The organism is Sodalis sp. (in: enterobacteria), assembly GCF_051710625.1.
Taxonomy (GTDB): Bacteria; Pseudomonadota; Gammaproteobacteria; order Enterobacterales; family Enterobacteriaceae; genus JBPESN01.
In genome coordinates this window covers 54400-66115 of record NZ_JBPESN010000007.1, presented here as the reverse complement: position 1 = coordinate 66115, position 11716 = coordinate 54400, and the positions used below count along the sequence as shown (strand labels likewise).

7 protein-coding genes and 5 pseudogenes are annotated in these 11716 nt (G+C 56.1%); 5 read left to right on the top strand and 7 right to left on the bottom strand.

Annotation, left to right across the window (positions count from 1 at the left end):
- Window positions 1–443, bottom strand: a pseudogene (locus tag ACTBDU_RS03985) (transposase); the annotation flags it as partial.
- A gap of 92 nt (window positions 444–535) precedes the next feature.
- Between ACTBDU_RS03985 and ACTBDU_RS03980 the strand changes: the two are divergent.
- From ACTBDU_RS03980 to ACTBDU_RS03970, 3 genes are all read left to right on the top strand, one after another.
- Window positions 536–832 (top strand): hypothetical protein, encoded by a 297-nt coding sequence (locus tag ACTBDU_RS03980; protein WP_438805630.1) that lies wholly within the window; start codon window positions 536–538, stop codon window positions 830–832.
- 49 nt (window positions 833–881) lie between these two features.
- Entirely contained in the window at window positions 882–1193 is a 312-nt protein-coding gene (locus ACTBDU_RS03975) for a hypothetical protein (RefSeq protein WP_438805629.1), read from the top strand.
- Window positions 1194–1292: 99 nt separating this feature from the next.
- Window positions 1293–1841, top strand: a complete 549-nt coding sequence (locus ACTBDU_RS03970) for an AsmA family protein (protein ID WP_438805628.1) — start codon at window positions 1293–1295, stop codon at window positions 1839–1841.
- Window positions 1842–1882: 41 nt separating this feature from the next.
- Here ACTBDU_RS03970 and fabY read toward each other — a convergent pair.
- From fabY to fucP, 5 genes and pseudogenes are all read right to left on the bottom strand, one after another.
- A pseudogene (gene fabY, locus ACTBDU_RS03965) lies at window positions 1883–2825 on the bottom strand (fatty acid biosynthesis protein FabY).
- Between the two features lie 36 nt (window positions 2826–2861).
- Window positions 2862–3298, bottom strand: a pseudogene (gene dtd / locus ACTBDU_RS03960) (D-aminoacyl-tRNA deacylase).
- 16 nt (window positions 3299–3314) lie between these two features.
- Window positions 3315–4154: pseudogene (locus ACTBDU_RS03955) on the bottom strand (virulence factor BrkB family protein).
- Between the two features lie 56 nt (window positions 4155–4210).
- Entirely contained in the window at window positions 4211–4798 is a 588-nt protein-coding gene (gene yihX / locus ACTBDU_RS03950) for a glucose-1-phosphatase (protein ID WP_438805633.1), read from the bottom strand.
- Window positions 4799–5145: 347 nt separating this feature from the next.
- Window positions 5146–6492 (bottom strand): annotated as a pseudogene (gene fucP, locus ACTBDU_RS03945) (L-fucose:H+ symporter permease).
- A gap of 656 nt (window positions 6493–7148) precedes the next feature.
- Here fucP and deoR point away from each other — a divergent pair.
- Window positions 7149–7781, top strand: a complete 633-nt coding sequence (deoR, locus tag ACTBDU_RS03940; protein ID WP_438805627.1) for a DNA-binding transcriptional repressor DeoR — start codon at window positions 7149–7151, stop codon at window positions 7779–7781.
- Between the two features lie 209 nt (window positions 7782–7990).
- Here deoR and typA read toward each other — a convergent pair whose 3' ends face one another.
- Window positions 7991–9802 carry a translational GTPase TypA gene (gene typA / locus ACTBDU_RS03935; protein ID WP_438805626.1) on the bottom strand — a complete coding sequence of 604 codons (1812 nt, stop codon included), beginning with the start codon at window positions 9800–9802 and terminating at the stop codon, window positions 7991–7993.
- 368 nt (window positions 9803–10170) lie between these two features.
- On the opposite strand from typA, the gene glnA reads away from it, so the two are divergent.
- Window positions 10171–11589, top strand: coding sequence for a glutamate--ammonia ligase (glnA, locus tag ACTBDU_RS03930; RefSeq protein ID WP_438805625.1), 1419 nt, complete (start codon window positions 10171–10173; stop codon window positions 11587–11589).
- The last annotated feature ends 127 nt before the right edge of the window (window positions 11590–11716 follow it).

Sequence of the window (11716 nt, the reverse complement as noted above, 5' to 3'; positions counted from 1 at the left end):
TTCATGAACCTGACTACGCAATACCGTTCGCCTGCCGTCTGGCCTGTCAGGACGACTTTTCCAGTATTTGTAACTGCTGCAATGAACCCTGAACACGTGGCAGAGTGTGGCCACAGGATAATGTGCTATGAGTTTCCCGATTAACGAGAACTGTTCAGGGAGTCTGACATCAAGAGCGCTGTAGCCTTTTTTAATATTTCGTTTTCTATTTCAATGCGTTGTACCTTCTTCTTGAGCTCACGTATTTCGATTTGTTCCGGGGTTATGGGAGGGGCTTTTGGCGTTTTCCCCTGTCGCTCATCACGCAGTTGTTTTACCCATTTCGTCGTCATAGAAAAACCGACGTCCATGGCTTTTGCTGCTTGCGCGGCGGTGTAATTTTGGTCGACAACCAGTTGAGCGGATTCGCGTTTGAATTCAAGACTAAAATTTCTTCTTTTCATTGGTGCACCCGTGTTGTTCTGAGGTGAGCATATCACCTCTATTCAGGTGGCCAAATTCAGCGTGCCACCACTACACACTGCGGCTCAACGGCATGGCGGTCAGCGACCAGCACGACGACTGGCGGCTCAACGGCCAGAACGTCAACGCCGGCATCTCGCCCTGGCAGTCGCAGGTCGGCTATCCGCTGGGCCCACAGGCGCGTTTCCAGCTCAGCGCCCGTTCGCTCACGCTCAACGGCGTTCCGGCGCAAAATGTCCTGGTCCAGGGGGAGGTTAACAATCAGGCGCTCACCCTGGATAACCTCAGCGCCGATCTTTATCAAGGGGAGCTCACCGGCACCGCCCGACGCGCGCCAGACGGCAGTTGGCAGGTCGATACCCTAGGCTGAGCAATGTGCGTTTGCAGTCGGAAAAACGCTGCACGATTTTTTGCGCCATGTGTTCTCGGTGCCCAAAATCACTTTGCGCCGCGTCGATTTGATTGATGCGCGTATGGAGGGACGCAACTGTGCGTTTAACGATCTGGATTTAACCCTGCGCGAGATGACTTTCCAGAACGGCGACTGGTCGGCGCAGGACGGTTCGCTTTCGTTCAACGCCAACGATTTAATCAACGGCAGCGTGCATTTGACGGACACCCTTGCCAATATGACTTTTTCGCCGCAGGGCGTTGAGATCCCGCCAATTCAGCGGCCGCTGGGAAAGAGGGTTACTGCGCACCAGCGGGCGCTGGCTGCGGCAGGATCGTAAGCTGGCGCTGGATGAGCTGATGATAGTCGGCCTGGAATATACTCTGCCCGCGAACTGGCGCGCGACCTGGCTCCAGTCGCTGCCATCCTGGCTGCGGGCGTGTCGGTGGACACACTGAACGCCAACCGCAACCTGATTATTGATATTACGCCGGCGTTTCCCTTCCAGATCACCGCCCTTTCCGTCGCCGGCAGGCAACTGGTGCTGGCGCGCGACCATCAATGGGGAGTCTGGTCCGGCAACCTGCCCCTGAACGGCAGCGATGCCACATTCAACAAAACCGATGTGCTCCAGCCGTCGCTGGCGCTGGAAACTACTGGTGATGCGCTCTCTATCAGCGAGCTGAGCGCTTTCACCGGCAAGAGGTTGCTGGAAGCCACCGCGACCGTCAGCCAGCGCCCGCCGCGGGATTTTACGCTCAACCTCAACAGGCGGGCGGTCCCAGTCAACGTGCTGCATAATTGGGGGTGGCCGACGCTGCCGCTGACGGGCAACGCCAATCTCAAACTGCAACTGCGGGGACAGATGACGGCGGCCGCGCCGCTCAAGCCTTCGCTGAACGGCGCACTGCAGGTGCAGAACACAACGGGTCAAATGCTCACCCAAAGCTTGCGCCACGGGGAGATTGTGGCGACGCCTCTGCCCTGACAGGGCCGCTCGCAGCGGGCGCCGTATCACCGCGCTCAACCTCAGCCGGCGTTAGAGCCGCCTCGCTCCAGGGGAATATCCAGCGACAGCGGCAGGACCAGAAAAATGCTTTCAAAGATGGCCCCCTTGACATCATTGCCGTACAGCTCCACCTCCAGCTGCACTCGCGTTTTGCGCCCTTGCGCCAGCCTGTCCAAATCGCCCGATAGCGATCCCAAATCCGCTATCGCCCCCGGCCTGCCGATCGCCGGTTTGGTGTGGCGGATGTGCGCATCGGCCAGAATGATGGTACCGCCCAGCTGGCGCTTGCGCAGCAGCAACCAAATCAGCCCCCAGCCGGTCAGCGTCGCCAGCGAAAACAGGCTGCCGGCAAAAAGCGTATGGTGTGGATTCTGGTTGCCAGTCTCGGGCATGGTTGGTCATAAACTTCTGCCTGGTATACTGACTGATGCGCACGCCCATTTTCTCGCTGAGCGATATATGCTGATACCAGGCCTGCTGCAACTGCCCGCACCAGTCGGGTCGATGCTGGATGTCATCCAGGCTGACGATGGGCTTTATCATCAGAAAATGCCGGATAGGGGTGGTAGAGGGGGGGGGTAATTTTACCTTGATTAATGAACCCCAGTTTGGCAAAAAAGGCCACCGCATCTTCACGGGCGCTACACACCACCCGCTTGACCCCCTCCTGGCGCGCCACGGACTCCAGCGTCATTGCGACCAGCGTACCGAGACCTTATCCTGCACCTGCGGGCGCACCGCCAGAAAGCGTATCGAGGCTTCATTATCGGCATTAATATAAAGTCGCCCCACCGCCACCGGCTTGCCCCGCTCATCCACCACCATCTGGTGATGCGCCATGCCGTCATAAGCGTCACGTTCGGAACCCGGGGGCTGATGTAGCGGTTTGCGCAGCATCTCCCAGCGGGACTGATAGTATTGTTGAAGCTCCTGTTCGGTTTCCGGAACGCGCAAGTGATACATACAATCTCTCTTAATTTAAATATGCCGTCCGGCCGTTCAGACCTGCAGCCAGAAAATTACCGGCCCGTTGTTGACCAGCGTCACCTGCATATCGTCGCCGAAGCGGCCGGTTTCGGTCCGAATACCGGTTTGCCGGCAGCGGTCGGTAAAGTCATCATACAGCCGCCAGGCATCCGCCGGCGCCGCACCGCGGGAAAACCCCGGACGCAGGCCCCGATCGCTGTCCGCCGCCAGGGTGAATGGGACACGACCAGTACGCTCCCTCCCGACTGGCGCACATTCAAGTTCATCTCGCCCTGCTCATCGCTGAATATACGGTAAGCCAGCACGCGTTCACACAATTTGACCGCCTTCTGTTCATCATCCTGCCGCTCAACACCCAGCAGGATCAGGAGCCCCGGACCTATCGCGCCCGCCACCTCATTGTCGATGGTGACGCTGGCCTGCGTGACCCGTTGTATCAAGGCTATCATCAGTATCCCTTACAATCTAGGCGGCGTGATGCGCGGTGGCCTGGCGGTGCTCGCTGAGCGACGCCGTGATCTCCGCCCCTAATAATACAATGCACCAGCTCCAGTACACCCAAAGAAACAGAATGGGGATTACCGCCAACACCCCGTAAATCAGCTAGTAGGACGGAAACAGGGTGACATACAGCCCGAATCCTTTTTTCCCCAGTTCAAACAACGCTCCCGCCACCAACGCGCCCACCAGCGTATCCCGCGCCGGTACCTGCACCGTCGGCACCAGGCTATAAAGCAGCCAGAACGACGCGCAGGAAAGCAGTAGCGGAAAAATTTGCAGCAGGAGCGTCACTATATCGTTGGCGCCGCTGACATTCAGCCAAGTAAGAGAAAATAGATACGAGCTCAACACCATGCTGGCGCCCGCCAGCAGCGGGCTCAGGGTTAACACCATTTAATAGACGGCGAAAGAGAAAATAATCGGCCGCTTGTTTTTACTGCGCCAGATACTATTGAGCACCGTATCCACCGAGTAAATCAGAAGCAGCGCGGTGACGATGAGACCACAGGTGCCCACCGCGGTCATTCGGCTCGAATTGAGAATGAATTGTTCCAGATAGCACCGGGTAACGTCGCCGGGCGCCGGCATGAAATTGGTGAAAATAAAATGGCGCAGCTCGACACTGACGTCGGAAAACACCGGAAAGACGGCGAACAGCACAAAAATGACCGTCACCAGCGACAGTAGCGACACATACCCCAGATGGCCTGCCAGTACCGTAATATTATTACGGTAAACCCGCTTGCCCAAGTGCCGGATAAAGTGCAGCACCGGCATGAGCTTATCCAGCCGAAGACCCGTCATCGCCCACCCTCTTTGCGCTGATCGCATCAGCGCAGGACGTCCACGCTTTCCTGACGTCAGGCAAAAAATGCCGGCACAATCTCTCGGTCCGTCACATGCACGCTGCGGATACCCACCTCACGCGCCGTGGCGATATTATCAGCTTTATCATCAAAGAAAACCGCCCCGCTGGCCGGCGCCCCTTCCTGCGCCAGCACGTAGCGATAAATAGCCGGGTCCGGCTTACGCATGCCCAGATCCTGCGACAAATAGAGTTTATCGACACAGTCTTGCACTTCGGGATACTGGCTCGGCCAGTAATCGCAATGCAAACGGTTGGTATTGGAGAGGATCACCACTCGATGGCCCTGTTCGCGCAGCCGGGTCAAAATAGCCACCATCTCGGGCCTCAGAGCGACGAATACCGCCTGCCAGCCGGCGGTGAATTGCTCGAAGCTCAGCGCGATGCCCAGTTCGCCACAAATTTTAGCGGCGAACGCTTCATCTGTAATATCGCCGCGCTCGTGCTGCTTAAAAACTTCACCCATGACGAACTCTTTTTGCAGGGTGGCCAGCGGGACACGGCTGAAATTGCTCCAGACCCCCAGTACGCGGTTAAAGTCGATATCAATGACGACATTCCCCAGATCAAAGATATATAGCATGGTCCCTCCGAAATCCTTCGTGAGATCTTCACTGTAGCGGGAAACGGCCTGACTGAACAGCGCGATCGCGGCTTCCCGGAGGGGGAAAAGAGGTCCCACCGAGGCCGCCAACGAACCGGCGGGATGCCCGAAGAAACGATTTTTTCTGCCGCCGCGCTGTGAACCTGCGGGCGAGCGACAGGCACCCGCCAAACAGAGCTGGGTAGCCCATGACAGGGCTGGGTGCGCCGCCGAACGAAGCCGAGGCTTGCCGCCCACGGACGGGATCGTGAACCTCCACCCGGGGGAACCCATTGCTGACCTTCGGCCGAGCGGAAGCAACTTAAGCCGCCGCCGGCGATCGCCGGCTAAAATTTGCTTTGCGCGGCGGGGCTCGGCGCCGTACGCCGGCGCTCCTGATGACGCAACTCCCCCCAGAAATAATAGCCGACAAACGCACAGCACAGCACAGCACAGCACAGCAGCGACACGCCAAAAGATCGCTGCAGGAAGCCTAGGTAATCGGAAACATACCCTGTAGTGCCGGGACGATCGCCGCGCCCATGAAGGACATTACAATCACCGCTCCCGCTACTTCAGTGTACCGGTTCTTTACCATTTTAAGCGTGCCGGTGTAAATGGTGGCCCAACAGGGCCCGAACAACGCGCTGACGGCGACAGCAGCATAGACAGCGCCAAAATTCGGCACCAGCATCACATACGCCAGCATCGCGGACGCCGATGGCGGAATAGGCGATCAGCACTTTCTGCACGTTATAGCGGGTCATCAGACAATTGGCGATAAATTTGCCGATAAAAAAGCCAATAAGACTGTAAATCATGAAGTTGGACGCATGGCGCTCATTCGCCGCCCCTAGCGACGGCGCCAAACGAATGGTGAACGACCATACCGCCACCTGCAACCCCACATAAAGAAACTGCGCCATCACGCCACGACGAAACCGGCGGTTGGCCGCCAGATAGCGCAAGGTTTCACCCATGCCCGGCGACGCGTGGCGATGTACGGCCTGGGGTTTACAGTGAAGGCATCGGGTCAGCATAAACAAGAAAAGCACGCCTATCAGCACCATAATCAGATATTTATAGGGCTCAAGCGTATTTTCCAGCATCGACAGCCGAAACGCATGAATCTGTCCGGCCGTCATTGATGCCATGCGGCTTTCCAGACTGCCGCCCTCGTCGAATACCAGGTATTTCCCCAGCACGATGCCCATAAGCGCCCCAACCGGATAAAAAGTCTGGCTGATATTCAGACGTAGGGTGGCGTAGTCGCGATGGTTTATCATCGCGCTGTAAGTATTGGCGGCGGTTTCCAGAAAGCTGAGTCCGATGGCGATAGCGAATATCGCCGCCAGAAACATGGTATAAGTCGCCATACGCGCTGCGGGATAAAAAAGCGCGTAACCGATGATGTACAACATCAGACCGAGAATAATGACAAGTTTGTAGCTGCTGCTGCGGATCATCAGCGACGCCGGGATGGCAATCAGGAAGTAACCGTTGTAAAAAGCGCTTTGCACCAAGGCGCTGGCGAAATCGCTCAGCGCGAATACGCTTTTGAATTGGGTAATTAGAATGTCATTAAGACTGGCGGCGCAACCCCAAAGCGGAAACAGGCATGACAGCAGGATAAACTGGAACACCGAGGTTTTATTCAGGTAACCGTCGGCTAATTGTACGCTTGGCTGAGGCATGGGCTAATCCTCGACAGGCGTAGCGACAGCGTCGCTGGTCACGGCAATATGTCTCTCCGCTGGGAGCATGACGGTAATGGCAGGGAGGTTTATAACCTGTATTGTTACCGGAATGCGTAAATGTCGCACGACAAGGTCGTCGGCTGGGGTAACGTCGGCGAGATACCGGCGTTGAGGGTACCGTGGTATCCCGCCGTTGCCGTGGCGCGGGGTGAAACGTAGACACCGATGGCCGTAATATCCATATCCCTATCCTCTTCATGAGTTAAGTTTTCTAGTGCTATTTAGCCAAAATTAACCAATGATAAATGTAATTAGATTTACACCTAACGCTTATTAAGGAGGGATATGCCGGTAAGTTACTTATTAGTTCGTAATAATGTTATGTTGTAAACATTGAAGCCTACCCTGTATCGGCAGACAAAACCCTGCCGGGTCATCCCCCTCTACCCCTCCGCGGTCTGGATTGTAAATGGCCTGCGAATCAGGGGAATAGTGAACGGGGGCGGTTTGCGTGGTAGTGCCATTGCGGGTAATATCTCCACAACGGTCTGCCCGGCGCGTACGGACCTTAAGGGTGCGTGAGGAGTTAAACGCGACTCAGCTCGAAGGGCGAGCCCCGGTCTCCTTCTTTCAGGCAACAGCGGGATAGTCCCATGGAAATGCGGCGTGAAGAACAAATTAATAGACTGAAACAGGCGCTGAAGCGAACGGACAAACTGCATCTAAAAGACGCCGCCGCGCTGCTTGGTGTTTCCGAGATGACCGACCGCCGGGATTTAAAGCGCCGAAACGGCGTCGCTGGTGCTGCTGGGGGGTTATATCGTCACTGCGCCGCGCAACAACGCAGTAACGCGCTATTTCGTATCGAACTGCATCACGTCGACGAAAAAGCGCAGGCCGGTCGTCTGGCGGCGACACTGATCGAACCGGATGACACGCTGTTTTTCGATTGTGGCACCACAAAACCGTTTATCATCGATGCCATTGACGACGATCTGGCGTTTACCGCCGTCTGCTATTCGCTGAACACATTTTCAGCGCTGCGGGAGGAACCGCGCTGTAACGCCATTTTGTGCGGCGGACTCTATCATCCTGCCAACGCCACCTTTACCCCGCTGACGCCCGACTCGCTGCTTGACGATATCTGCCCGACCAAATCGTTCTTTTCCGCCGCAGGCCTCTGCCTGCAAAGTGGCGCCACTTGCTTTCATTTCGATGAATTAGCGTTAAAACAACGCGCCCTCGCCATGGCGCAGTACCCCATTCTTGGTGGTCGATCATGGTAAATTTGACTCTGTCCGCCCCGCCCGAATCGGCCCGCTAACCGCCTTTGCCACGTTAGTCACCGACAGACGGCCGGCGCCAAAGTTTGTCGATTATTGCCGGCAGCAGGCAATTACGCTGCGCTATGAGGAAATATAACGGGGAAGCGCTTCCAAGCGAAGGCGGGCGCCATCCCTTCTGTAGTACGGCGCGCGGCGGCAGGCGTCAACCGTTACGAGCGATTGGCGCGCTTACGTTCGTTTCCGGTCAGATAACGCTTACGCAAACGGATGGATTGCGGCGTCACTTCCACCAATTCATCATCATCGATGAATTCTAACGCTTGCTCCAGAGACATCTTGATCGCCGGCACCAGCGTCGTCGCTTCGTCGGTACCGGACGCGCGCATGTTGGTCAGCTTCTTGCCGGTCAGGCAGTTCACCGTCAGATCGTTGGAGCGGGTGTGAATACCGATGATCTGGCCTTCGTAAACTTCCGCACCGTGCCCCAGGAACAGGCGACCACGGTCCTGCAGGCTATACAGGGCGTAGGCTACCGCTTTACCCTGACCGTTGGAGATCAGCACACCGTTCTGGCGCTGGCCGATTTCACCGGGACGCACATCGTCGTAGTGACTAAAGGTGGAGTACAAAAGACCGGTACCCGAGGTCATGGTCAGAAAATCGGTGCGGAAACCGATCAAGCCCCGGCGCGGGATCACGTAATCCAGACGGATGCGGCCTTTGCCGTCCGGCAGCATGTCGCGCATCTCGCCTTTACGGATGCCCATCGCTTCCATAACCGGTCCCTGATGCTGCTCTTCAATATCCAGCGTAACGGATTCAAAAGGTTCCTGTTTAGCGCCATCGACGGTACGGAAAATGACTTTCGGGCGGGAAACGGCGATCTCGAACCCTTCACGACGCATGTTCTCGATAAGCACCGAGAGGTGCAGCTCGCCGCGGCCGGAAACGCGGAAGGTATCCGGATCTTCGGTTTCCTCCACCCGCAACGCCACGTTATGTACCAGCTCTTTGTTCAGACGTTCCAGGATCTGGCGCGAGGTGACATATTTCCCTTCTTTACCGCAGAACGGCGAGGTGTTGACGCCGAACGACATGGAGACGGTCGGTTCATCGACCGTCAACGGCGGCAGCGCTTCTACCTGAGCCGGATCGCAAAAGGTATCGGAAATATTCAGCTCGCCCAAGCCGGTAATCGCGATGATATCGCCGGCTTCGGCCAATTTAAATTCAATACGCTGCAGGCCCATATGGCCCAAAACCTGCCCCACTTTACCGTTGCGGCGTTTGCCTTCGCTGTCCACCACGGTCACGTTCTGGTTCGGTTTCACCGAGCCGCGCTTGATACGCCCGACGCCGATAACACCGACATAGCTGTTATAGTCCAGCTGGGAAATCTGCATCTGGAACGGGCCGTCGACGTCAACGTTTGGCGCTTCGACATTTTTCACGATGGATTTAAACAGCGGCGTCATATCGTCGGCCATGTCTTCATGTTCCAGACCGGCAATGCCCATCAGCGCTGATGCGTAGACGATCGGAAAATCAAGCTGCTCGTCGGTGGCGCCGAGATTGACGAACAGATCGAAGACCTGATCCACCACCCAGTCGGGGCGCGCACCGGGGCGGTCAACTTTGTTGATAACCACGATAGGTTTCAGACCATAAGCGAACGCTTTCTGCGTCACAAAACGGGTCTGGGGCATCGGACCATCCATGGCATCGACCAGCAGCAATACCGAGTCAATCATTGACATTACGCGCTCAACTTCGCCGCCGAAGTCGGCGTGTCCGGGGGTGTCGACGATGTTGATGCGGTAATCGTTCCAGTTGATGGCGGTATTTTTAGCGAGAATGGTAATCCCACGCTCTTTCTCCAAATCGTTGGAGTCCATCACGCGTTCGGTTGCATCATTACGGTCACCTAGCGTGCCGGATTGTTGCAACAATTTGTCAACCAAGGTAGTTTTACCATGGTCTACGTGCGCGATGATGGCGATGTTACGCAGATTTTCGATCACAACTTTGCCTCAGGCATTAGAAATAGCGCGTTATCGTACACGGATTAGGCGAGGGACTAAACAAGATCCGTCGTTCTTGGCGATTGTGTCTTTTTGCACGCCGCCGCATCCCCTTCCCGGTGCAAAATTCCCCTCCGCCCGGCCACATGCACCAAAATAGTGCCCACGCCGGTGCCAAATACACTACTATGGTTCAATCCGGCCAATCTGGTGCAGTCCGGCGCACCGCAAAAGTCCGTAGCGATGCGTTTCGTGGCGGTTTGGCAATGTTGGCACCGTTTTAGCTATAGACCTTGTAAGGCAGAAAATTTAATCCATAGGCGTTCGTTCCACGACGACAACAAGCAACATCCGGGAGAATATGAGTTATGTCCGTTGAACAAGTCATGCCGATGCTTAAAGAACATGAAGTAAAATTCATCGACTTACGTTTCACTGATACCAAAGGTAAAGAGCAGCACGTTACGATCCCTGCGCCGATCAGCGAAGAAGACGTAAAAGACTTCTTTGAAGAAGGCAAAATGTTCGACGGCTCCTCCATTGGCGGCTGGAAAGGCATTAACCAGTCCGACATGGTGCTGATGCCCGACGCATCCTCCGCCGTCATGGATCCGTTTTATGAAGAGTCAACGCTTATCATCCGCTGCGACATTCTTGAGCCGGCAACCATGCAGAGCTATGATCGCGATCCGCGCTCCATCGCCAAACGTGCCGAAGACTTCCTAAAGTCCTCCGGCATCGCCGATCAGGTCCTGTTTGGACCCGAGCCCGAATTCTTTTTGTTCGACGACATTCGTTTCGGCACCTCTATCTCCGGTTCGCATGTCGCGATCGAAGATATCGAAGCGGCCTGGAATACCGGTAAAGCTTACGAAGGCGGCAACAAAGGCCACCGTCCGGGCGTGAAGGGCGGCTATTTCCCGGTTCCGCCGGTCGATTCCTCGCAGGATCTGCGTTCTACCATGTGTTTGACTATGGCGGAAATGGGCCTGGTCGTGGAAGCGCATCACCACGAAGTGGCAACCGCCGGCCAGAACGAAGTGGCCACCCGCTTCAATACCCTGACTAAAAAAGCAGACGAAATCCAGATTTACAAATACATCGTCCATAACGTTGCCCATGCGTTCGGCAAAACCGCGACCTTCATGCCGAAACCGATTTTTGGCGATAACGGCTCCGGTATGCACTGCCATATGTCCTTGACCAAAGACGGCAACAACCTGTTCTCCGGCGACAAGTACGGCGGCCTGTCTGAAGCGGCGTTGTTCTACATCGGCGGCGTTATCAAGCATGCAAAAGCCATCAATGCGCTGACCAACCCGACCACCAACTCCTACAAGCGTCTGGTCCCGGGTTATGAAGCACCGGTCATGCTGGCTTACTCCGCCCGTAACCGCTCCGCTTCCATCCGTATTCCGGTGGTCGCCAGCCCGAAAGCACGCCGTATCGAAGTACGCTTCCCGGATCCGGCCGCCAACCCATACCTGGCGTTCTCCGCACTGTTGATGGCCGGCCTGGACGGCATTATCAACAAAATCCATCCCGGCGACGCCATGGATAAAAACCTCTACGATCTGCCGGCGGAAGAAGCCAGCGAAATCCCAACCGTGGCCGGTTCCCTTGAGGAAGCATTGAACGCCCTGGATGCGGATCGCGAGTTCCTGACCCGCGGCGGCGTGTTTACAGACGACACCATCGATGCCTATATCGCGCTGCGCACGGAAGAAAACGACCGCGTACGCATGACGCCGCACCCGGTAGAGTTCGAGCTGTATTACAGTATTTAATCACCCGAGTTTTTTGTTGCCGTGGAAACTTTCAGCCCATCTTCGGATGGGCTTTTTTCTCCACCAAACCTGGCGCGATTGCCATGCGCCATCACCGACCATCAAGCGCTTTGCATTAACAGAGTGC

Coding starts and splice junctions, on each gene's coding strand:
- ACTBDU_RS03980 (WP_438805630.1), top strand. CDS start 536: ATGGCGGTCAGCGACCAGCACGACGACTGGCGGCTCAACGGCCAGAAC.
- yihX (WP_438805633.1), bottom strand. CDS start 4,798: ATGCTATATATCTTTGATCTGGGGAATGTCGTCATTGATATCGACTTT.
- deoR (WP_438805627.1), top strand. CDS start 7,149: ATGGAAATGCGGCGTGAAGAACAAATTAATAGACTGAAACAGGCGCTG.
- glnA (WP_438805625.1), top strand. CDS start 10,171: ATGTCCGTTGAACAAGTCATGCCGATGCTTAAAGAACATGAAGTAAAA.